This is a genomic window from Flavobacterium sp. ASW18X (assembly GCF_005144745.1).
In the GTDB taxonomy this organism is placed as follows: domain Bacteria; phylum Bacteroidota; class Bacteroidia; order Flavobacteriales; family Flavobacteriaceae; genus Croceivirga.
Window position 1 is genome coordinate 185,666 of record NZ_SWKK01000004.1, and the last position, 22,542, is coordinate 208,207.

The following is a 22,542-nucleotide window of genomic DNA, read 5'->3' on the forward strand; positions in this document are numbered from 1 at the left end:
TTGAAAGCTCTTAACATTGTGCCTTAGTTAATCTTTTACTAAAATGTTAAAATGCTTTATATGATGTACGAAATAAGACCACACTATGGATTTTACGAAATAGTATTTTAATATAAAATTAGCTTTTTCTCGCTTTTTATACATGCTTCTAACATTACGATAAAAGCTGAGGTGTGCCCTTAAAATGGCCCACGCATGCCAACCTCTGAGCTGTAGTAAAAAACGTGCTGCTGCAATACCATCTAAAACTAACCGAATAAAAATAATTACAAATGCCTGTCTAGTAGGTAGGTTTTTAATTACCGAATAAAGTGAGTTTCTAAAATTGAGAAAGGTTTTATTTGGATTACTATTTTTTAATGTTGAGCCACCTAAATGATACACCGTGCTATGACCATTGTAAAACACCTTATACCCTGCATTTTTGGCTCGCCAGCATAGGTCTATTTCTTCTTGGTGTGCAAAATAATCGGCATCAAACCCTTTAAGTTTCCAAAACACTTCTTTTCTAAAAAACATACAGGCTCCTGTAGCCCAAAAAACTTCTGTAATATCGTTATATTGACCGTGGTCTTTTTCTAAAGTTTGAAAAATTCTACCTCTACAAAATGGGTATCCGTATTTATCAATAAATCCACCAGCAGCTCCAGCGTACTCAAAGTATTCTGGTTGGCGTAGGTCTAAAATTTTAGGTTGAGCTATAGCAATATTGGAATCCTCACTAAACATTTGCACCATGGGTTTTAACCATTCGGCGCTCACTTTTACATCAGAATTAAGTAAGCAGTATATATCAGCATCAATAGTTTGTAATCCTTCATTATACCCCCCTGCGAATCCGTAGTTTTCTTTATTGATAACTAACCTAACTTCTGGAAATTTTTGTTTTACCATGCTAACCGAATTATCGGTAGAGGCATTATCTATAACGTAAACATCGGCATTGGGTGAGTGCTCCAATACGTTGGGGAGATAGGCTTCAAGTAAAGCAGCTCCATTCCAATTTAATATGGCAATTGCAATTTTCAAAACGGGAGCAAATTAACGGCTAAAATCAGGAATATCCTTTAGAAATACATATTTTTCCGCTTTGTTATCCATTTGACAGTAGTAGTGCTGCAAACCATTTGTCACCATTAAATAGTCAGACGCAACATTCATGTTGTAAATAGCTATTTGGTTAAACGTATTTTGTGTAATGTTTACTTCTGGCGCTTTGCACTCCACTAAGATAGAAATACTACCGTTTGGTTTAAATACTACAACATCGTAACGTTTTTTTAATCCGTTGATTATAAGTTGTTTTTCAATATTAATAAGCGTTTTTGGATAGCCTTTAATTGTAATTAAATTATGCACTACATGTTGCCTTACCCATTCTTCTGGCTGCAATACCACAAATTTTTTTCTGATGATATCAAAGACATGGAGCCGATTTTCGGTACTTTTAAACCGAAATTCAAAATTTGGGAATTTCAGATTTTGCATATGCAAAAATCTAGTTTTTTTTTTAAATGGAAGAAGCCAAAAAAATTGTAGGGGATATTATAAACAAGAAAATAGCGCCAATCTATTTTCTTATGGGAGAAGAACCCTATTATATAGATAGGATTACGGATTATATTGCTAAAAATGTATTAACAGAAGAAGAGCAAGGCTTTAATCAGATGACGGTGTATGGTAAAGATACCACCGTGGATGAAATTGTCTCTAATGCTAAACGATTTCCCATGATGGCAGAATATCAGGTGGTTATTGTTAAAGAGGCACAACATTTATCTAGAACTATAGAGCAATTAGCAGAATATGCTAAGAATCCCCAGCCTACAACTGTTTTAGTTTTTAATTACAAGTATAAAAAGCTAGATAAACGCAAAAAGGTTTACAAGGAAATAGCTAAGACAGGAATCATCTTTGAAAGTAAAAAACTTTATGAAAATCAGGTAGCTGATTGGATAAGGCGTGTTTTATCTGGTAAAGGCTATAAAATTACACCCAAGGCTGCTGCTTTGTTGGTGGAGTTTTTGGGTACGGATTTAAGTAAAATTAGCAATGAATTAGAGAAGCTGTATTTAGTATTAAAAAAGAATACAGAAATTACAGCGGATAACATTGAAACCCATATTGGAATTAGTAAAGACTACAATAATTTTGAATTAAAGAAAGCGGTAGGGGAGCGCAATTTTGAGAAAGCCTCTAGAATAGTTGCTTATTTTGCTCAAAACCCAAAAGACAACCCGTTTGTGGTTACAATTTCTCTTTTAAATAATTTCTTTATACAATTATTACAGTATCATGGATTAACAGACCATTCTCAAAGAAATGTGGCAAGTTCACTAGGCGTTAGTCCTTATTTTGTAAAAGAATATCAAACGGCTGCTAAAAACTATCCCATGAAAAGTATTAGTGGCATAATCGCGGGTCTAAGAAAATTAGATTTAATGGGTAAAGGATTGGGAGCGCAAAATTTATCGCAAGCAGATTTACTAAAAGAACTTTTAAACACAGTCTTTTAGCAATCAGGTAGGCATTCATAGACCGAATTACTTTCGGTCTATGCCAAATTTTCCGGGACCTACTAAACTTATCACAACAAAAATTACAGCATACAACAATGCTAATTCTTTTTTACCTAAAGGATCCGCACCATGAACAACAAAAGCCGCGACTAACATGGTAAATGCTACAGGCATAGCAGCTATTCTAGACTTAAAACCTAGAATCACTAAAATAGGGGCAATAAATTCCGCAATCACAGTTAAAAATAAAGAGGGTGCCTCACCGATACCTAATGGATTAGCAAAAGTAAAATCACCAGAAATTAATTTTTGAAATTTAGGAAATCCATGAGTCATCATCATTAAGGAAGGTACAATGCGTAATAACGCCAAACCTATGTCTTTCATAAGAGCATATATTTTTCAGGGGGATTTAACAATACCCTTAAAATTATAAAAAGTGAACCGTCTTAAATTAGACCATTCACTTTAGTAATTAACAATTTTATTAAAAATTATACCGACTAGCGTAGTTTAGGAAAATTAGTTGGGTTGGCCTCGTGCATAATACTATAGATTTTTTCAAAAATATCTTCTTCATTGGGTTTAGAAAAATAATCGCCATCTGTAGCATAAGCGGGCCTGTGCGCTTTAGCTGTTAACGTTTGGGGTGCACTATCTAAATATTGATAGGCACCTTGCTTTTCCACAATCTCTTGTGTTAAATAGGCAGAACAGCCGCCAGGCACATCTTCATCTATTACAAGCAACCTATTAGTTTTCTTAACGCTTTGAATGGTATCATGATTTATATCAAAAGGCAATAAACTTTGTGCATCTATCAATTCTACATCTATACCAACAGCAACCAATTCTTTAGCAACTTTTTCTACAATTCTTAAGGTAGAGCCATAAGAAACTACTGTAATATCCTTTCCTTCTTTTATGGTTTCTACTACACCAATAGGCGTTTTATACTTCCCGAGATTGTTTGGTTTTTTCTCTTTTAAGCGATAACCGTTTAAACTTTCTATGACTAGTGCAGGTTCGTTGGTCTCTAACAAGGTGTTATAAAAGCCAGCTGCCTGAGTCATATTTCTTGGGGTAAGTATGTACATGCCGCGCAATAAATGGATAAGCCCACCCATCTGTGACCCAGAATGCCAAATACCTTCTAAACGGTGCCCTCTAGTTCTTATGATTAAAGGAGCTATTTGCTTACCAACAGTACGGTAACTTAAGGTTGCCAAATCATCACTCAAGGTTTGTAATCCGTATAAGATATAATCTAGGTACTGTATTTCTGCAATTGGGCGTAAACCTCGCATGGCCAGACCAATACCTTGCCCTACAATGGTTGCTTCTCGTATTCCTGTATCAGATATTCTTAAATTACCATATTTGCTCTGCAAACCTTCTAGTCCCTGATTTACATCGCCAATTTTACCAGCGTCTTCTCCAAAGACCATGGTATTTGGATACTTGCTAAAAAGCTGGTCAAAATTGTCTCTTAGGATAACACGGCCATCTACTTCTTCTGCATTTTCATCGTAAGTCGGCGCTATTGGAGTAACTGTGGTTGCATTAGTAACAAAACTATTGTGTAAATCACTGCTATATTTTTCTTGGCTCTCTAACATAAAGCCATCTAACCATGTATTAAAATTGGTTTTAGCGGTAGAATTTTCACCAATAACATAACGTAACGCTTTGCGTGCCATGCTGGCAATGTCTTTTTTAATGGGCTCATCAATAGCAATTAAATCATTTTTAATCTTGTTGATAAACACTTTATTGGCACTAGCGTTTGCTAACTGGTCTAAATGCGCTACCAATTCCTTTTTATTTTGAATGATAGGTGCTAAAAATTCTGCCCAAGCTTCTTTTTTCGCATTTCTAACATCTATTTTACATTGTTTTTCTAATGCTTTTAATGCGGCATCATCAGCAATATTATTTTCTATAATCCACTCCCGAAAACGCTTGTTACAATCATTTTCTTTTTCCCATTCTAGGCGCTCTGCGCTTTTGTAACGTTCATGAGAACCAGAGGTGGAATGTCCCTGAGGTTGGGTTAATTCTGTTACGTGAATAAGCACTGGAACATGTTCCTCCCGGGCAATATCAGAAGCGTTTTCATACGCATGGATAAGGGCAGTATAATCCCAACCTTTTACTTTGATTATTTCGTAACCATTGGCATCCTCATCTCGTTGAAATCCTTTTAAAACTTCAGAAATATCGCTTTTAGTCGTGTGGTATTCTGCTGGTACAGAGATGCCATAAGCATCATCCCAAACACTTATAACCATTGGTACTTGCATGACTCCCGCAGCGTTAAGCGCCTCAAAAAAGTGTCCTTCAGAAGTACTGGCGTTACCAATAGTACCCCAAGCAACTTCATTACCATTGTTAGAAAAGTTGGTTTGGTCTATGCCTGCAACATTCCTGTAGATTTTTGATGCTTGTGCAAGCCCAACTAAACGTGGCATTTGCCCAGCAGTACAAGAAATATCTGCACTACTATTAGTTTGTGCGGTTAAATTTTTCCATGTACCATCTTCATTGATACTATGGGTTACAAAATGTCCGCCCATTTGCCTACCAGCACTCATAGGTTCTTTTTCTAGGTCCGTGGTGGCATACAATCCGTGGAAAAACATTTTAGCATTTAAATGCCCCAACGCCATCATAAAGGTTTGGTCTCTGTAGTACCCACTTCTAAAGTCTCCGTTCTGGAAAGCTCTAGCCATAGCTAGTTGTGGAAGTTCCTTACCATCACCAAATATTCCAAATTTGGCTTTCCCCGTCAATACTTCCCTACGTCCTAGTAAGCTGCATTCCCTGCTGATTAAGGCGACTTTATAATCACTGAGAATTTGATTTTTAAAGTCATCAAAAGAAATTTCGTTGCTAGTTTTTGGGTCTGTATTCATAAGCTGGACTGATTTTCTGCAAAATTACTAAAAAAGATGCATTCAACGTAACGACAGAAGTCATAAAATATTTTGAAAATCTTAATTCGATGCAGCTTGAATTATGAATAGTTTAAAAAATAATTAAAATATCGCCCTTTGGATGATGATTTATCAATTAAAACCACCTACGAGTGAATAGGCCAGTTAGTGTTTTTGGGCTAACTGTAATTATAAAACGGATAGACTGGTCATAATTAGGTTGCGCAATTTCCCAGCCTTTATTGGAATAAAGCGGAAAGTACAATTCAAAATAATCTGTAACTAGATTTAAGCGTACTCCAGAGTCATAGACAAACCTAGAAGACGCACCTCTATCCCCAATAAAACCAATATCACCATATAATTCTATCCATCGCCATACATTAATACTTGCGTTGGTAGTCATAATCCAATCACTGCCAAATTGGTCATCGTAGATAGACTTAAAGCCGCCTTCTGCAATTATAATTTGCTGACTAACTAGCCCTGTAGATTCTGACCTGCCCAAGTAATTTAAATCAAACATATAATCAGTGGGTCTATCTAAAGCAAAACTAAAGAAGTCTGAGTTAGTCTTGTTCCTCAAAAATTTACCTGCATAGAATCTTACATTTAACTGTCTGTTACTTTCAAACAACCTTCTATACTCCAATTCATAAGAAACTTTGGTAAATTGAGCTGAGTGTTGAAAATCAATTACAGAAGATTTATAATTAATTAGATTGTTGTTGTAATTTAAAAAGCGAGCATTAAAGACGCTATAGTCTGGATTATTTTCTAAGTCTAAATCTATGGTATTATCATTACGTACATTTTCATCTATACTTCTAAATACATTTCTATATCTAAAAGAGAGTATTTTTCGTTTATTAGAACGTAAGTCTTCTGGTCGCCAGGCAAAGCTCATAGCAGGGGTTAATGTACTTGCTCTAGAGTTTTCTTGAAAGTGAGAAGTACTACCACCAATAGAATAGTTAGATACATACAATCCGGATTTTCCATGATATTTACGGTACTTTAAACTGGCTCTACCAACCATAGTTTGTTCTCCAAAACTATAAGTAGGGGAGATATCATACACAAAAGGGCGCTCTAGAAAGGTTTTATTGTATAAACGGATTCCTGGTGTAACGCCATCATAAATATTAAAATTGGCAATGGGAACAAAAAATACTTGATTGTAATATGGATTTTCTGTGTCTTTAAAAAACGTAAATTTTAGTTTTTTGTTACTGCTAAAGAAACCGTTTAAGGTTTTCCAGTTATCTCGCTGATTAAATTCAGGTATTTTTTTGTCGTAATTTAGTACCAGGCGGTCTTCCCCTGTTCTAGGTATGGTAAATGTTTTGGTGCTATCAATATCTTTGAACCAGTACTTAGAGATAACAGAGTCTTTATACAATCCAAAGAGTGATATTGGGACGTTAGTGCCTCTTTTATTTTTTAAGGTAAAGGTAATGCTGTCCTCTGTTTTAGCAATATTCTTAATTTTAAAATCAATTTTTTTACGGGTGCTTACGTATTCATCAAAAAACCAATTTACATCTTCGTCAGAACAATCTGTAAGTACATTTTTAAAATCTATAACGTGGGTTCTAGGGGTCAATTTATGCACATTATAAAAATCAGCTATCGTACTATCTACTCGCGATTTACCAATATAATCCGCTAAGTAAGATAAGCCTAAACCTGCTTTATATCTATTAGCTATTTTTTGGTTGAATTTTATGAGGGAATCATTAGGGGTGGTTAACGCTTGGTCAATATTGCTACGTGCAGATAACATTTGCAATAAATTAAACTGCTCATTAAAATCCATCTGGGCAACATTAAACCCTTTTAAATACCATTTGTTAGCAAGTTTACCTATTAGTTTCTGGTCTGGATAATACGTTTCTACATATTTAATAACCAAGTAATTTGCTATAGCATCATTAACCCAACGTTCCTTTCTGGGGTCCATAAATAGAGTCTCATTTAAAAAGCTATTCAAACTGGTTTTTAAATATGCCAATTCAAATTGAAACTGGTCACTATAAGGCCTTACAAAAGAGGGTAATTGACTAAGACCGTAGATGGGGTTTTTAGTATAATCAATAGAACTTACCAATAAATTACCGTGTGGATACGGCCCCAGATGAGTGGTGACAAATTCGTTAATACGATTAATACTAACCCCTTGTGAGATTTCATCGTAACGTACCGCATCTAAATCTGTTGTTACCGTAAGATAAGGGGTTACATGGGTGGTGTATTTTTTTTCAGTAGTAAGAATGATAACACAATTCTTACGCTCCTGCGCATTTAGTTGTATGTTTTTCCCTTGCGGAAATTCTGAGTTTTGTTGATATTTAAAATTACTAGCTAAGGATAAATGTTTAGGGTATGTAAAATTGATAGTTGTATTAGTGACTTCTGTATATAAATCTTCTAAACCTTTATTAGAATACAGATGCCAATTGCCATCGAAAACTGCAGGGTTTATATACCAATCCCGTAAATAATAACCGCCATTGGGTTGGTGTCCGTAGCCAGTAAATTTACTTTCTGGTAGGCGTACACTGTAATTAAAATATAGGGTAGTTTTTTCTCCGGGCTTAAGCTCTTTGGGTAACTCTACCTTTATGATATCTCTGGTACTAATGCGTTCCCAAGATAATGTTTTGTTATCTGTACTATTAATTGCATTTATTTGGGTGTAGCCACGCTCAAAATCCTTTGCTAAATGAAGTCTACGGTCAAAATCTTCGCCAAAACGTTTAGCTAAAGGTGTTTTTTTACTTGAATAAGCATGGTTCCAATCATTAAAGTACAGGGTAAATAAGGAAACATCAGCATCGTTTACGTAGGTTAGTTCCTGGCGTATTGAGATGATTTTAGTAGAATCGTTGAGATGGGCGCTTATTGTATTTGTGTGTTGACCAAAACAGAGTAGGGGTATGGCTCCAATAATAAACCATACCCAATAATATAAAAGTCTGATATTCTTTGGTCTAATCAAGAATTAAAAGTTTGGGGTAAGATTGTGTCCTTTGTAAAAGGCATCAATAATTTCCACAACTTCATCCGCGGTATCTACAATGCTTATTAAATCTAAATCTTGAGGACTAATATTTTTAACTTCTAGCATGGTATTTTTTACCCAATCCATAAGGCCAGTCCAAAAGGTTTTACCTACTAAAACGATTGGAAACTTTTGTATTTTATTGGTTTGGATAAGGGTAATAGCTTCAAACAGTTCATCTAAGGTTCCAAAACCACCAGGCATTACAACAAAACCTTGAGAATATTTAACAAACATCACTTTACGGACAAAAAAGTAATCAAAATCTAAGCTTTTATCGCTGTCTATATATGGATTGTCATGCTGTTCAAAAGGTAATTCTATATTTAAACCTACAGAAGTACCGCCTGCTAAATGAGCTCCCTTGTTACCAGCTTCCATAATTCCAGGGCCACCACCAGTAATTACGCCATAGCCAGCCTCTGCTATTTTTTGTGCGGTTTCTACCGTTAATTCATAAAATGGAGCACCGGGTTTAGTTCTGGCAGAACCAAATATGGAAACGCATGGGCCAATCTGACTCATTTTTTCAAAACCATTAACAAATTCGCCCATAATCTTGAACAATGCCCAAGAATCATTGGTTTTAATTTCGTTCCAACCTTTATGATGTTTTTCTGTTCGCATAGGTATTATACTGCTTTTGCTATATTTTTTTTAGCTTCTTCTAATTCGTTTTTTAAAAATCTTGCCGTATGGCTTTTGGTATTTTTTGCTACCTGTTCTGGGGTACCTTCTGCAACAACTTGTCCGCCACCTTTACCACCTTCGTAGCCAATATCTATAACGTGGTCTACCATTTTAATAACATCTAAATTATGTTCTATCACTAAAACAGTATTCCCTTTGTCTACCAATTTATTAAGAACTTCCATTAGTACACGAATATCTTCAAAATGTAATCCCGTGGTAGGTTCGTCCAAGATATAAAAAGTATTTCCGGTATCCCGTTTAGAAAGTTCTGTAGCTAACTTAACGCGCTGCGCCTCTCCACCGGATAGTGTAGTAGATTGCTGACCTAGACTAATATAGCCTAAGCCCACATCTTTAATAGTTTTTAGTTTTCTGTGAATTTTAGGAATATTCTCAAAAAAATCCACCGCTTCGTTAATGGTCATTTCTAAAACATCTGCAATAGACTTCCCTTTATAACGTATTTCTAAGGTTTCTCTGTTAAAACGCTTGCCGTGGCACGTTTCACATTCAACATATACATCTGGTAAAAAGTTCATTTCTATCACCTTTAATCCACCGCCCATGCAAGTTTCACATCTACCGCCAGCTACGTTAAAACTAAAACGTCCGGGTTTATACCCTCTTATGGTTGCTTCTGTGGTTTTGGCAAATAAAGAACGTATTTCACTAAAAACACCAGTGTACGTAGCCGGGTTAGACCTTGGAGTACGACCAATTGGACTTTGGTTGATATCTATGACCTTATCTATATGTTGCAGCCCTGTTATTTTTTTGTAAGGCATTGGTTTTTTTACGCCATTAAAATAATGAGCATTCATAATAGGGTAGAGTGTCTCATTAATTAAAGTAGACTTACCACTGCCAGAAACTCCAGTAACGCCAATCATCTTACCCAAAGGAAATTTCACGGTAATATTTTTAAGGTTATTACCTGTACAACCACTTAACGTAATGTTTTTCCCAGTTCCTTTCCGTCTATTTTCTGGTACAGCAATTTCTTTACTGCCATTTAAATATTGAGCTGTTAGCGTTTGGTGTTGGTCTAATTCTGACGGTGGCCCTTCTGATATAATTTCACCACCGTGCTTCCCAGCTCTAGGACCTATGTCTATGACGTGGTCGGCAGCTAAAATCATATCCTTATCATGCTCAACCACAATAACAGAATTTCCTATATCCCGAAGTGAAACTAAAGAGTTTATAAGGCGTTCATTGTCTCTTTGATGCAAACCAATACTAGGCTCATCTAGAATATAAAGTACCCCAACCAATTGTGAGCCAATTTGTGTAGCCAAACGTATACGTTGTGCTTCCCCACCAGATAGTGTTTTAGAGCCTCTGTTTAACGACAAATAGTCTAAGCCAACATCTAACAAAAACTGCAAACGGGTTCTAATTTCTTTTACTATTTCTTCGGCAATTTTCTTTTGATTCCCTTCTAAAGTAGCTTCTAGCTCTTTAAAAAATGTTGCAAGCTCAACAATGTCCATATGGGCCAACTCCGCAATATTTTTGCCATTAACTTTAAAATAAAGAGATTCTTTTTTAAGCCGAGCACCACCACACGTAGGACAGGTTGTTTTATCCATAAAATCCTTGGCCCAACGTTTTATACTGGTAGAGTTAGCTTCATTAAATTGTGATTTTATAAAATTGGATATTCCTTCATAATCAATCTTATAATCGCGTTTTACTCCTAGGGTTTTAGAATTAACAGAGAAACTTTCTTTACCGCCGTTTAAAATAATTTCCAAAGCGTTTTTAGGAATATCTGCTATTGGCGTGTCCAATTCAAAATTATACCGCTGAGCAATAGTTTCTAATTGCTTAAATGCCCAAGAACGTTTGTACTCCCCTAAAGGAGCTATGCCACCACTTTTTATAGATAATTTGTCATTCGGAATTATTTTCTGCTCATTAACTTGGTAAACATGCCCAAGACCATTGCATTCTGGACACATTCCTCTGGGTGAATTAAAGCTAAAGGTGTTGGGCTCTGGGGTAGGGTAAGAGATTCCAGATTCTGGACACATTAAATCGCGACTAAAATAGCGCGGTTCTTTTTCGCCTTCTTCTAAGACCATCATCACGTTTTCACCACTGTACATGGCCGTGTTGATGCTTTCCATTAAACGTTTATCAAAATCGGCACCTTGCCCAACTTTTAAGCGGTCTATAACAATTTCTATATCATGGGTTTTGTAACGGTCTACTTTCATCCCTTTGGTGATGTCAGTAATTTCTCCGTCTATACGCACCTTTACAAAACCCTGCTTGCCTATTTGTTCAAATAGTTCCCGATAGTGCCCTTTTCTAGATTTGATTACAGGAGCTAGAATATTTATTTTACTATCTGTATAGGTTTCAAGAATTAACTCCTTTATTTGAGCATCACTATAGCTTACCATTTTTTTACCTGTAACATAGCTATAAGCATCCCCAGCACGGGCAAACAGTAAACGTAAAAAGTCATAAACCTCCGTAATAGTACCCACAGTGGACCTAGGAGATTTAGAGGTGGTTTTTTGCTCAATAGCAATCACTGGAGAAAGACCATCAATTTTGTCTACTTCTGGTCTTTCCAAACCACCTAAAAATTGCCTAGCATAGGCAGAAAATGTTTCTATATAACGTCTTTGGCCTTCTGCATAAATGGTATCGAAAGCCAAAGAAGATTTACCACTACCAGATAAGCCAGTAATAACAACAAGCTTTTCTCTAGGGATGGTTACGTCTATATTTTTAAGATTGTGTACGCGAGCACCGCGGACTTCAATATTTTCTTCGTAGTTAATCATAGCACAAGATGCTAAAGTAAACAATTGACATTTAAATTGGAAGTGACTTACTGTTGCTAATTTGTTAATTGATGTCTTATTTTTACCCTACAAACCATTTTTTATACTTGATATATGAAAATACTTGGAATTGGCTCTAGGATAAATCACCCAACACATGGTAAAGGCGTAGTTACTAACGTTACTGCACAACTGTATTGGGTTACCTTTATGGAAATAGGCTTGGAAACCATTGCAATTGATGATGATTTTGAGGTCATTGAAGCTGTAGAGGATGAAGTAGATACCGTAAGTTTTTTTGAAGTTGAACGCTCCTTGGTTAAAATTTTACAACGTTGGAGTGATGCTACAGAAAAAGTTGCAATAGCAGATAAGTGGAAAGGCGGTAAGCTTATTCTTGAACCTGGCGATGCTGTAGCCAATAAAGAAATGCCTATTGATACCTTTTTTCATAAAATTGTAATGGTTAGAGATAGGCTACGTGTAATGGAACAAAAAATTAATAGTAGCAAAAATCTAGATGACCAAGAAAAAGTTGACCTACAACAATACATTACTCGTATTTATGGGTCACTAACGAGTTTTAATGTGCTCTTTAAAAACAAGAGTGACAATTTTGTGGGTGAAAAAAGTAAATAAATTAGTATAGTGCATCGTCCTAAAAGAATAGTACAGGGCGATGCGCTACACCGCTTTTTTCTCACTCAAATACTTCCAATATCTTTTGGGTACATGTTGGGTATGTAGTTTTTTATTAATTCTAGATTTAATGTTAGTGCTATTAAAATAATTACCCCATAATTCTTGATATTGATGTTCTTCATCTTTTAGTAAATTACTCTTTTTAAGGCTATTGTGTAATTGTGCAGTTAAATCTATAGTAACCATCTCTACTTTATCGCCATGATAGTGTATGCCATAACCCCTCTTTCTGTCATATATAAGCCATTCTTGGTCTGCATATCTGTTTCTAAAATGTTTAGAAATAAGGGGTAATACATTAAAATCTGGCTCTACAATAGCAAAGTAAATAGCGTCTTTTGTTAATTGAAAACGTACAAAGGCTTCCATTCGGTGTTTTTCTCTACCTACTTTTTTCGCCAATTGATTTATGTATAACACCAATTTATCACTGTAATCCAAGTGTTCATTTTTCTTACTGTATATAATTTTAGATATATATTGGTATAGCTGTACTTCTATTCCTTCAGTTTCACTTAAAAAAGCAAAATAAGCAGTATTAAGAGCATTGTTATTTTTAGCCTTTAAACCTTTCCACACCCGATGCGCTTTTTTTACTTCTGTATATACTTCTTCTGTGGAGGCGAAAAGGCCATTTTGAGCAGCACTTTTTCTTTGGATATCTGCTATTTTAAGTTTTTCATCAAAAGCTTTAAATATGCAGCTAAGGAAGCCGTTAAAACTACCGTCGTAAATTAAAGTGGTCATTACAGTCATAAACAGGGTGCTTAGAATTAATTTGTAAAAAGAGATAGCTGATTGCTATATTGTGTTCTAAATTTACTTTGAGAATTACGTAGAATTAAATTTTTAATTCCCTCCGCTTCTATATCCTTTTTATGCCAATCTTTAGAGTTGCATATCAAAAAATATTGTGCACGGTTAAGTGCTACACCAATTTTTTTTAAGTGTTCCCAGTTTAACTGTCTAAATTTTCTTGCATTTAAAATTTTGTAAACCGATTTAGTTCCCAAACCTGGAACACGTAGTAACATGGATTTATCAGCGCTATTAACATCAACTGGAAAATAATGCATATTACGCAATGCCCAAGAAAGCTTAGGGTCTATATCATGGTCTAAATTGGGGTGAGATTCATCTAAAATTTCATTTACTGAAAAGCCGTAAAACCGAAGCAGCCAATCAGTTTGGTAGAGTCGATTCTCTCTTAACATGGGCACTTGAGAAGTGATAGAAGGCAGTCTACTATCTTGTATTACGGGTACGTAGCCAGAATAATATACCCTTTTCATATGGTATTTTTTGTAATAATAGGTAGCAGAGTACATTATATCCTTGTCAGATTCACCAGAAGCACCCACAATCATTTGAGTGCTTTGCCCAGCAGGAGCGTACTTGGGTGTGCTTTTTATTAGTTTTCGTTCGTTCTTATACCGTATTAATTCATTTTTAACCTTCAACATAGGTTTTGTAAAGTCTTCATGCTTTTTTTCTGGTGCCAAAAGTTTAAGGCCAGATACGGTGGGGACTTCTATATTAACCGATAAACGGTCTGCATACAAACCAGCTTCATACATTAATTCATCACTACAACCAGGAATAGATTTTAAATGAATATATCCGTTAAAATTCTCTTCTTGGCGCAGTTTTTTGGCAACTTGCACCAAACGTTCCATAGTGTAATCAGCATTCTTAAAAATGCCTGAGCTTAAAAAAAGACCTTCAATATAATTTCTTCGGTAAAAATTTATGGTTAAATCCACTACTTCTTGTATTTTAAAAGCAGCACGTTTAACATCATTACTACGGCGCGTAACACAATAAGCACAATCAAAAATGCAGTGGTTAGTTAACAATATTTTCAATAAACTCACACATCTACCATCCTCTGTATAGCTATGGCAAATACCCATGCCAGTGCTATTTCCTAAGCCTTTATTGGAGTTTTTCCTAGTACTGCCACTACTTGCGCAAGACACATCATACTTAGCAGCATCTGCAAGGATGTTTAACTTCTCTTTTATTCGTTCAAAGTTCACAACAATTGGTTTTTATCCAAAAATATGGAAATAATCCAATAATTGGAAATTGTCCAAAATATTTTTGGAAATTATCCATAAATAGTATATTTGACTATGGAAAATGAGCTGACTTTAAAGCGTTTTGTAGAAATTAGAAGGGAATTAGGATATACCCAAGTACAATTTGCTGCACTTTTAGGTGTCTCTAATACTACGGCAGATATAGAACGGGGACGTACTAAATTATCTGGAAAAGTAATAGCAGAATTATTGAAACAATTTAAGGTGAATCCACTTTGGTTGTATGGAGATAGTGAAGAGAAATATTTAGAAACAGCAAAAATTAGCGTTATCCCCAAAGTAGTTACGGTAGATAATATGGAAAGGGATAATATGGTTTTGGTAAATGCGAAAGCAGCAGCGGGTTATCCGCAAAATATTCAAGATACTACCTGGTACCAACAATTACCAGCGTTTGATTTACCTATCCCCGAATTTAGAAATGCTACGTACCGCGGTTTTCAGGTAGAAGGAGATAGTATGCTCCCTAATTTACGTTCTGGAGAATGGGTTTTAGCAAAAGCTGTAGAACATATAGATTATGTTTCTGCCAATAAAATGTACGTTGTGGTGTTGCAAGATTCCGTTATGGTAAAAAAAGTTGAAAAGCGCCCTAATTCTAACAACATCACTTTAATTTCTTTGAATGAAAATTATCCGCCTTACGAGATAAAACCTTTTCAAATACAAGAGATTTGGGAAGTTAGCAGTAAGCTCACTTTTAATTTAGATGCAACTACAGAGACTGGTTTACTAAAACAATTGCAAGCCTCTATGGACGACTTAAAAAAACAATTAGGACAAGTTAAAAACTAGGGTTTATTTTATTCGTTCTCCGGTTGTAACAAAGGATAACCCTTGTTGCCCCTGTGTAGAAATCATTACAGCTTCAAATAGGGGAGGAGTACCTTCTTTGTTTATGGCCCAATCAAATATAAAATTGGCCCCAGTGCCACCACTTTCGTCTCGCTCGTCTATTACTATATGTAGTGTTTCCATGGGTTTAAGAGAAATCGGATTTTTTATATACTCATGTAAAGCTGTACCCTGGGTATCAAAATAAGTTGCTTTGGTAATAAATACTTCATTTTTTGCATCCCTGTTACGTAAGCTTATAGTAGAAGTTAAATTGTGGGTTGAATGTTCTGAGTAACTGTATACTCCAGAATAAACAGATAAATAGGTCTGTCCTTTTTCTACCAAACTATCTACAGGTATTTTGGCAGCAGGCTTACCAGAAAAATCTGTGCGTTGCGGATTTTGCTCCTTAGGCGGTAGATTACAACTTGCAAAGCCCAAAACAATGCTTACTATTAAGGCGGTGTAGCGCAATTTAATCATACTACAAATATGGCGAAAAAAGCTATTAGTTGTAAGCTTTAATGGCACCCATGTTTAGCGTAATGGGTCCTAGTTGGTGTGTTTTGGGTAAAAATGCACCAGAATCCATCACCTGCCAGTCATCCCAAGTAGCTTTAACACCACCAATGGGAATAATTTTTACCCACATTTTAAAGGCGTTAGGAAAACCATTATCGTTTAGTAACCATAAATAACTATCGCCAGGGGTTGTTCCTCCAGAATTATAGGTAATCAATAAGGCTTTTTCTCCACTGTCTAGCGACACAACTTTACGGGTAACACCATTATCAAATACTTTGTAGGGGGCAACTAACCAGAACGAGTCATTATTAAAATTGTCAAGAGCCTTGTTTATCAAAGCGGTCTTTTCCTCTTTTGATAAGCTTATTGAAGCATCTAATACTTCAGATTTTTTTGGGGCATTAAGGTTTAGATGTATTTTGGTATCTTCTAGAGTAACTGTAACCTTACCCATTTTTTTATCCCATTTGTAACGATTTGCTCCATTTTTAAAAGACCATTCTAAATAACGAGAATTTTGATATTTAGAATAGTTTAAAGATGTAAGCATTTTCATTGCTAAGGCATCAGCTTCTGGGCCTGCTTTCCCCTCTGGAAGGGCTTCATTTGTAATAAATCCCCATGTAACCATTGCAATTAGTATAACAATTACAACAATCCCCGTCCATTTAAAGAACCTTCTCATCCTTTTTTGAGCAAAAGTAAAGACTATTTTCCGGTTTGTCCAGAATAGGTGCTTTCAAATATTTTATCCGCATTAGCTGCTTCAAAACCTTCTCTCCTCATCGTTGCATCTAATTGCTCTTTAGGTAAATGAGCAAACTCAGCCAAAGGTAAACGTTCAGCAAACTCTACATAACTACCAGAAATGGCTAAAGTTTCTCCACCAGCAAAGGTTGCTGGTATCATTTTGGCTACAGAACTACTCTGTTTTAAAAGGCCATCTGCACTTACTTTAATTTTTGAACCAGAATCATTGAGTTTAATACCATGCTCCTCTAAGAAGGTATTAAAAACAGATAATAAATTAAATGGTTCTGGAAGCTCGTGAACGCTAATGGTATAATGGTTTAAGTAATACCTATTATAAATAACCCAAGCAGCATATTCACTTTCTGTTGCTAAACTTTGATAATCTTCTAAACTGGGCAATTGCCATAGTGGTTGATAAAAGAATTTACCTACCATGCTGGGATTATCTAAATCAATAGACGCAATGGGGTCTTCTGTAATAGGATGGGTGTATTTATAAATTATATCTTGGGTTGTCTTTGATAAATCGTTCACTCGTAATTCCGAAATAAAAATCCGCGGATATTTTTGTGAGGGAGGTGCATACCAAAACGCATCTAATTTCTTTTCTTTAAAATGATATGGAGCCATTTTGGTGTAACCGTGATGCAAAAAAATCTTTTCAAAAGAGGATATGCCTAAATTTGGGACGCCTAACGTTCTAAAGGCAATGTGATCGTTGATAATATCATCTTCTGAAGCAATCATTCCCTTAGAAATCATTGCATTAACAATTTTAGCAACGTCTGGTACACTTTCTTTGTAGGGAGTAAAAAGCGCTTCTAAAATCTGGTCTAACGGTGCATCACTTTTAAAATTCATAACATAAGTAGTTTATATTGTTACAAATATAAAATTATATCGATTTGAAATAGTTTTCAACCACAGAATTAGCAAAAATTTGTGCGGCTTTTTTAGATGTTCTAAACCACAGTTCTGGTTCAAACAACTCTAGTTCAGCCAATGCAAGTTGATTATCATTATCTTTAAATAGGTCTATTCTACTGTAAACAGGAAGTTCTGGGGCAGCATGTACTGCTTGCAGGGCAAATTGTATTTGTGCTTTGGTAGGTTGAATATGGTGAACGGAGCCTCCAAAATCATCTTGTACTCTAAAATCACCTGGTTTCGCTTTTTTGAGTATGGCATGACTATAGGTGTCTCCAAAAAATATCAGCGAAAACTCTCCTTCTTTAATAATATTAGTTTGAAATTCTTGCAACATCATTGCTTCTCTGGCTATCAACTGCAAAAACTGTTTGTTTAAGTTATGCCAGTCTTTACGTTCAAATTTATAAGTATACCTTGCACCACCTGCAATACAAGGTTTTAAAATTAGGTGCTTGGATTGTATGTCAGCCTCTATTGTAGCTTCTTCAATAGCATCCACTAAGCTTTCAACACTTCTTTTTTCTATAAAATACGTTTTAGGAACATGTACTCCGGCATTGGCTAAATCTATAAAGTAATGCTTGTCTAAATTCCATTCTACTAGATTTTTGCTATTGATAAATTTGGTTTTCTGGGCAGTAGCTTCAAACCATTTTTTAAATTCGGTTATTCTATGAAAATAATCCCAAACGGCCCTAAAAATAACATACTTAGTTGAGCCCCAATCAAAATTAGGGTCGTCCCAATAGGTGCGACCAACTTTTAACCCCTTGTTTTGTAAAGCATCAGCTACCAATTGGTCCTCTAGAATTACATTTTTAGTATATGCATCTTCTTTAGGTTGCAGGTAGCGCTTATCGGTAACTAAAACTACATCTAACCTCATAATCTTAAAAGCCTACGGCAGTATCATCACCACGTTTATCAGCACCACCTTCTAACTGGCCATTAGGTAAAATTCTTATGGCGTCTACTTTACCAATAATAGGATTTTTACCCTCCCTTAGTTTATACCCTTTTTCTTTAAGATTGGTTTTTAGCTCTTGTGTAAATCCTTCTTCCTCAAACATAATTAAATCTGGTAGCCATTGGTGGTGAAAACGAGGAGCGTTTACAGCATCTTGCATGCTTAAATTAAATTCATACACATTTAATATGGTTTGTGCTACTGCTGTAATAATGGTGGAACCACCAGGGGTGCCAACAACCATGTACAACTGACCTTCTTTTTCTACAATAGTTGGCGTCATACTACTAAGCATTCTTTTTTCTGGGGCAATACTATTGGCCTCAGCTCCAATTAATCCAAACATGTTGGGAACACCAGGCTTGGAACTAAAATCATCCATTTCATTGTTTAAGAAAAATCCCAATTCGTCACTATAAAGTTTGGAACCATAAGCGCCATTTAAAGTAGTAGTAACAGAAACGGCATTGCCCTCAGCATCTACAATAGAATAATGTGTGGTTTCATTGCTCTCTATAATTTCTATTGCACCATGGCCAACATCATCAGAAGCAGTTGCACTGTCAAAACTAAATGTTTTCATACGTTCTGTAAGGTAAGAATCTGAGGTTAGTTTGTTGGTTGGAATAGTAACAAAATCAGGGTCTCCCAAAAAGTAATTTCTGTCAGCATACGCACGTCTGGCAGCTTCTGTAAATAGTTGAATGGTTTTTTCTGAGTTATGACCAAAAGAAGCAACATCAAAAGGCTCCATCATTTTAAAAATCTGTTGCATAGTGATTCCGCCACTACTGGGAGGACTCATAGAGATTATTTTTAGGTCTTTATAATTAAAAATAACAGGATTACGCCATTGAGCTTCGTATTTTGCTAAATCTTCTTCAGTAATAAATCCTCCTTTTTCCTGAATAAAGTTGGCTAATTTCTTTGCTATTTCGCCTTTATAAAATCCATCTTTTCCTTGTAGCATAATGGTGTTTAACGTGTTTGCCAATGCAGGATATTTTATAGTGTCTCCTTTATAATAAACTTGTGCAAACTTGGTGCTATCACCATTAACCGAAATAAACTTTTCCCTGCTATTTTCTAATCGTTTTGCTTGCTTTTCTGTAACTATAACACCTTTATTAGCAAGGGCTATAACCGGGGTTAAAATTTGTTCTAGTGGTAGTTTTCCAAATTTTTTGTGCACCGCCATTACGCCAGCTACGGTACCTGGTACGCCAACCGCAGTGGCTCCAACAGTACTCATCTCTGGCACCACATTGCCTAATGAGTCTAAATACATGTTTTTATGTGCTGCTAAAGGTGCTTTTTCTCTATAGTCTAAGGCGCCTACACTACCGTCATTTTTTCTATACACCATGAATCCGCCACCGCCTAGATTGCCAGCAAACGGATATGCAACTGCTAAAGCCATTTCTGTTGCCACCATAGCATCAAAAGCGTTACCACCTTTTTTTATAACTTCTGCCCCAATACTTGCCGCCTCTTCCCGTGCAGCAACCACCATAGCTTTTTTAGTTACTAGTCCCGTTGGATTGGCAGGTTTATGAGGGTTTTGTTTGCAGGCTATTACTAAGAAGAAAAATAGGCAGGCGGTAGTTATTTTAAGCATATCTCTTGGTATTTAGTTTTAGAAAAGATAATTAATTCGTCAAAAAAGGTAACAAATTCTTGTTCAAAAGCAGTGTAATGTTCCTCTAAATCTAGGATAGCAAAATTCATTTTACTTCTATTTTTAGTTCGTCTATTCATTCCATTTAAAACTTTTGCTATACCTGCTAAGTTAGCATAGTTGTAAAGCCAATTGTCCGCAATCATATAAGGAATCATTCGTTGCGTAGCTTTTGGCAAAATGGTAAAATAATCTTCTAACAGCGAATAGAAATTTTCTACATAATCTAGCAAAGGTTCATTAGAATACCTATGCCAATTTTTAGCTAGGAAATGGTCGTAATAAATATCTACAATAACCCTGCTGTAATGGCCATAATTTTTATGTAATTTTTTACTGCTTTTTTTAGGAATAGGATGCGTATCTGTAAAAGTGTCAATGGCTCTATGCAATAGAATACCTTGTTGTATACGTTCTGGTAAATGTTGGTATTTATTTGCGCGTATGTGGTCTGCTATAAAATTTCCTACGGTAATTTCAGGCTGGTCAAAAGAAAGGTAAATATGGGCCAAGAAGTTCATATACCGAAACTTTGGGGTTAAATACCGAATTTACAAATTAGAAACACCCTTTACACGGCATCATTATATATTTGCACAAACTTTTTTAACATATGACACTCATAAAATCCATTTCTGGTATACGAGGCACTATAGGCGGTGCCACTAATGATAATTTAACACCTATTGATGCGGTTAAATTCGCAGCAGCCTATGGTACTTGGCTTAAAGATTATGCAGGCAAGGATAAGCTTAAGGTGGTTATTGGTAGAGATGCCCGTTTATCTGGAGAAATGATACAGAATTTAGTAGTTTCTACCTTGGTGGGCTTGGGTATAGATGTTATTGATTTAGGGTTGAGTACTACGCCAACCGTAGAAATTGCGGTACCTTTAGAGAAGGCTGATGGTGGTATTATCTTAACTGCAAGTCATAACCCAAAGCAATGGAACGCTTTAAAGTTGTTGAATGAAAAAGGAGAATTTTTAAATGCAGAGGAAGGGGCTAAAATATTGGAATTAGCAGAGGAAGAGGATTTTAATTTTGCAGAAGTAGATGATTTAGGGACTATTACTACGAATGATGCTTATATGGATATCCATGTAGATGAAGTTTTAGCATTACCTCTTGTAGATGCAGAAGTTATAAGAGAAAAGAAATTCAAAGTTGTAGTAGACGGTGTTAATTCTTCTGGAGGTATTGCCATTCCTAAATTATTGGATGCCTTAGGAGTAGAGGTAGTAAAGCTATATTGTGAGCCAACAGGCCATTTTCCGCACAACCCTGAGCCTTTAAAAGAGCACTTGGGAGATATTTGTAAAAAGGTAGTAGAAGAACAAGCAGATTTTGGTATTGTAGTAGACCCAGATGTAGACCGTTTAGCGTTTATTAGTAATGATGGCGAAATGTTCGGAGAAGAGTATACATTGGTGGCCTGCGCAGATTATGTACTGGGTAAAACTAAAGGAAATACAGTTTCTAACCTATCTTCTTCTAGAGCCCTAAGAGATGTTACAGAAAAGCATGGAGGTACTTATGAAGCTGCTGCTGTAGGAGAGGTGAATGTAGTTACTAAGATGAAAGCCAATAATGCTATAATTGGTGGCGAAGGTAATGGCGGCATTATTTATCCAGAAAGCCATTATGGTAGGGATGCTCTAGTAGGAACGGCATTATTTTTAATGTTAATGGCAGAAAAGGGAGGCACGGTTGCAGAATTACGAGCTAGTTACCCTAGTTATTTTATGAGTAAGAAAAAAATACAATTAACACCAGAATTAGATGTGGATGCGCTTTTAGTAGCTATGCACAATAAGTATAAAAACGAAGATGTTTCTACCATTGATGGGGTAAAAATTGATTTTGCAGAAAACTGGGTGCACTTGCGTAAATCTAATACAGAACCAATTATTCGTATTTACACAGAAGCAAAAAGTCAAATAGCGGCGGATGAACTTGCTGACCGAATTATAGGTGAAATAAAAGAAATTGCAGGGTTGTAGTACAAAAGACTATGAATAAAAAGCCTCCGAACG

At 35.8% G+C, this 22,542-nt stretch carries 19 protein-coding genes; 4 read left to right on the forward strand and 15 right to left on the reverse strand.

Going from position 1 to position 22,542, the window contains the following annotated elements; translation table 11 throughout:
- Positions 1-27: 27 nt before the first annotated feature.
- Both FBT53_RS03590 and FBT53_RS03595 read right to left on the reverse strand, forming a co-directional pair.
- A complete protein-coding gene (locus tag FBT53_RS03590) occupies positions 28-1,029 on the reverse strand; it encodes a glycosyltransferase family 2 protein (protein WP_136949794.1) in 1,002 nt (333 codons plus the stop codon).
- 12 nt (positions 1,030-1,041) lie between these two features.
- Positions 1,042-1,488: a type I restriction enzyme HsdR N-terminal domain-containing protein gene (locus FBT53_RS03595; protein ID WP_136949795.1), complete on the reverse strand. Its 447-nt coding sequence runs from the start codon at positions 1,486-1,488 to the stop codon at positions 1,042-1,044.
- A 26-nt stretch (positions 1,489-1,514) separates the two neighbouring features.
- On the opposite strand from FBT53_RS03595, the gene holA reads away from it, so the two are divergent.
- Positions 1,515-2,516 carry a DNA polymerase III subunit delta gene (gene holA / locus FBT53_RS03600; protein ID WP_136949796.1) on the forward strand — a complete coding sequence of 334 codons (1,002 nt, stop codon included), beginning with the start codon at positions 1,515-1,517 and terminating at the stop codon, positions 2,514-2,516.
- A gap of 27 nt (positions 2,517-2,543) precedes the next feature.
- Here the strand turns inward: holA and FBT53_RS03605 are convergent, their stop codons facing one another.
- The 5 genes from FBT53_RS03605 to uvrA all read right to left on the reverse strand — a co-directional run bounded on the left by FBT53_RS03605 (position 2,544) and on the right by uvrA (position 12,013).
- Positions 2,544-2,906 (reverse strand): DoxX family protein, encoded by a 363-nt coding sequence (locus FBT53_RS03605; RefSeq protein WP_136949797.1) that lies wholly within the window; start codon positions 2,904-2,906, stop codon positions 2,544-2,546.
- Positions 2,907-3,022: 116 nt separating this feature from the next.
- A complete protein-coding gene (locus FBT53_RS03610) occupies positions 3,023-5,434 on the reverse strand; it encodes a thiamine pyrophosphate-dependent enzyme (protein ID WP_136949798.1) in 2,412 nt (803 codons plus the stop codon).
- Positions 5,435-5,591: 157 nt separating this feature from the next.
- Positions 5,592-8,456 carry a metalloprotease gene (locus FBT53_RS03615; protein ID WP_240729754.1) on the reverse strand — a complete coding sequence of 955 codons (2,865 nt, stop codon included), beginning with the start codon at positions 8,454-8,456 and terminating at the stop codon, positions 5,592-5,594.
- A 3-nt stretch (positions 8,457-8,459) separates the two neighbouring features.
- Complete coding sequence (locus FBT53_RS03620; protein ID WP_136949799.1) at positions 8,460-9,146, reverse strand: TIGR00730 family Rossman fold protein; 687 nt, start codon at positions 9,144-9,146, stop codon at positions 8,460-8,462.
- A gap of 5 nt (positions 9,147-9,151) precedes the next feature.
- Positions 9,152-12,013 (reverse strand): excinuclease ABC subunit UvrA, encoded by a 2,862-nt coding sequence (uvrA, locus tag FBT53_RS03625; RefSeq protein WP_136949800.1) that lies wholly within the window; start codon positions 12,011-12,013, stop codon positions 9,152-9,154.
- Between the two features lie 114 nt (positions 12,014-12,127).
- On the opposite strand from uvrA, the gene FBT53_RS03630 reads away from it, so the two are divergent.
- Positions 12,128-12,652 (forward strand): hypothetical protein, encoded by a 525-nt coding sequence (locus FBT53_RS03630; RefSeq protein ID WP_136949801.1) that lies wholly within the window; start codon positions 12,128-12,130, stop codon positions 12,650-12,652.
- Positions 12,653-12,697: 45 nt separating this feature from the next.
- Here FBT53_RS03630 and FBT53_RS03635 read toward each other — a convergent pair whose 3' ends face one another.
- On the reverse strand, positions 12,698-13,471 hold the full coding sequence (locus FBT53_RS03635) for a TIGR03915 family putative DNA repair protein (protein ID WP_136949802.1): 774 nt from the start codon (positions 13,469-13,471) through the stop codon (positions 12,698-12,700).
- Between the two features lie 17 nt (positions 13,472-13,488).
- Positions 13,489-14,754 (reverse strand): putative DNA modification/repair radical SAM protein, encoded by a 1,266-nt coding sequence (locus FBT53_RS03640; protein ID WP_136949803.1) that lies wholly within the window; start codon positions 14,752-14,754, stop codon positions 13,489-13,491.
- A 96-nt stretch (positions 14,755-14,850) separates the two neighbouring features.
- Here FBT53_RS03640 and FBT53_RS03645 point away from each other — a divergent pair, with 96 nt between their 5' ends.
- Entirely contained in the window at positions 14,851-15,612 is a 762-nt protein-coding gene (locus FBT53_RS03645) for an XRE family transcriptional regulator (protein WP_136949804.1), read from the forward strand.
- Between the two features lie 3 nt (positions 15,613-15,615).
- Here the strand turns inward: FBT53_RS03645 and FBT53_RS03650 are convergent, their stop codons facing one another.
- From FBT53_RS03650 to FBT53_RS03675, 6 genes are read right to left on the reverse strand one after another with little or no spacing between them, the layout of a single operon-like run.
- Positions 15,616-16,137: a DUF3124 domain-containing protein gene (locus FBT53_RS03650; RefSeq protein ID WP_136949805.1), complete on the reverse strand. Its 522-nt coding sequence runs from the start codon at positions 16,135-16,137 to the stop codon at positions 15,616-15,618.
- A gap of 25 nt (positions 16,138-16,162) precedes the next feature.
- A complete protein-coding gene (locus FBT53_RS03655; protein WP_136949806.1) occupies positions 16,163-16,864 on the reverse strand; it encodes a hypothetical protein in 702 nt (233 codons plus the stop codon).
- 23 nt (positions 16,865-16,887) lie between these two features.
- The gene (locus FBT53_RS03660) at positions 16,888-17,793 is read right to left on the reverse strand and encodes a DUF1338 domain-containing protein (protein WP_136949807.1); all 906 of its coding nucleotides are present in this window, start codon (positions 17,791-17,793) and stop codon (positions 16,888-16,890) included.
- A gap of 34 nt (positions 17,794-17,827) precedes the next feature.
- Positions 17,828-18,748, reverse strand: coding sequence for a RimK family alpha-L-glutamate ligase (locus FBT53_RS03665; RefSeq protein ID WP_136949808.1), 921 nt, complete (start codon positions 18,746-18,748; stop codon positions 17,828-17,830).
- A 4-nt stretch (positions 18,749-18,752) separates the two neighbouring features.
- The gene (gene ggt, locus FBT53_RS03670) at positions 18,753-20,447 is read right to left on the reverse strand and encodes a gamma-glutamyltransferase (RefSeq protein ID WP_136949809.1); all 1,695 of its coding nucleotides are present in this window, start codon (positions 20,445-20,447) and stop codon (positions 18,753-18,755) included.
- A complete protein-coding gene (locus tag FBT53_RS03675) occupies positions 20,435-21,028 on the reverse strand; it encodes an ACP phosphodiesterase (protein WP_136949810.1) in 594 nt (197 codons plus the stop codon). The genes ggt and FBT53_RS03675 overlap by 13 nt, the downstream gene beginning before the upstream one ends.
- Before the next feature lie 92 nt (positions 21,029-21,120).
- On the opposite strand from FBT53_RS03675, the gene glmM reads away from it, so the two are divergent.
- Positions 21,121-22,509 carry a phosphoglucosamine mutase gene (glmM, locus tag FBT53_RS03680; protein ID WP_136949811.1) on the forward strand — a complete coding sequence of 463 codons (1,389 nt, stop codon included), beginning with the start codon at positions 21,121-21,123 and terminating at the stop codon, positions 22,507-22,509.
- Positions 22,510-22,542: the final 33 nt, after the last annotated feature.

What these genes read in the sequence shown, in the direction of transcription:
- FBT53_RS03595 (WP_136949795.1), bottom strand. Translation starts at nt 1,488, where the DNA reads ATGCAAAATCTGAAATTCCCAAATTTTGAATTTCGGTTTAAAAGTACC.
- holA (WP_136949796.1), top strand. Translation starts at nt 1,515, where the DNA reads ATGGAAGAAGCCAAAAAAATTGTAGGGGATATTATAAACAAGAAAATA.
- FBT53_RS03605 (WP_136949797.1), bottom strand. Translation starts at nt 2,906, where the DNA reads ATGAAAGACATAGGTTTGGCGTTATTACGCATTGTACCTTCCTTAATG.
- FBT53_RS03610 (WP_136949798.1), bottom strand. Translation starts at nt 5,434, where the DNA reads ATGAATACAGACCCAAAAACTAGCAACGAAATTTCTTTTGATGACTTT.
- FBT53_RS03620 (WP_136949799.1), bottom strand. Translation starts at nt 9,146, where the DNA reads ATGCGAACAGAAAAACATCATAAAGGTTGGAACGAAATTAAAACCAAT.
- uvrA (WP_136949800.1), bottom strand. Translation starts at nt 12,013, where the DNA reads ATGATTAACTACGAAGAAAATATTGAAGTCCGCGGTGCTCGCGTACAC.
- FBT53_RS03630 (WP_136949801.1), top strand. Translation starts at nt 12,128, where the DNA reads ATGAAAATACTTGGAATTGGCTCTAGGATAAATCACCCAACACATGGT.
- FBT53_RS03635 (WP_136949802.1), bottom strand. Translation starts at nt 13,471, where the DNA reads ATGACTGTAATGACCACTTTAATTTACGACGGTAGTTTTAACGGCTTC.
- FBT53_RS03645 (WP_136949804.1), top strand. Translation starts at nt 14,851, where the DNA reads ATGGAAAATGAGCTGACTTTAAAGCGTTTTGTAGAAATTAGAAGGGAA.
- FBT53_RS03650 (WP_136949805.1), bottom strand. Translation starts at nt 16,137, where the DNA reads ATGATTAAATTGCGCTACACCGCCTTAATAGTAAGCATTGTTTTGGGC.
- FBT53_RS03655 (WP_136949806.1), bottom strand. Translation starts at nt 16,864, where the DNA reads ATGAGAAGGTTCTTTAAATGGACGGGGATTGTTGTAATTGTTATACTA.
- FBT53_RS03660 (WP_136949807.1), bottom strand. Translation starts at nt 17,793, where the DNA reads ATGAATTTTAAAAGTGATGCACCGTTAGACCAGATTTTAGAAGCGCTT.
- FBT53_RS03665 (WP_136949808.1), bottom strand. Translation starts at nt 18,748, where the DNA reads ATGAGGTTAGATGTAGTTTTAGTTACCGATAAGCGCTACCTGCAACCT.
- ggt (WP_136949809.1), bottom strand. Translation starts at nt 20,447, where the DNA reads ATGCTTAAAATAACTACCGCCTGCCTATTTTTCTTCTTAGTAATAGCC.
- FBT53_RS03675 (WP_136949810.1), bottom strand. Translation starts at nt 21,028, where the DNA reads ATGAACTTCTTGGCCCATATTTACCTTTCTTTTGACCAGCCTGAAATT.
- glmM (WP_136949811.1), top strand. Translation starts at nt 21,121, where the DNA reads ATGACACTCATAAAATCCATTTCTGGTATACGAGGCACTATAGGCGGT.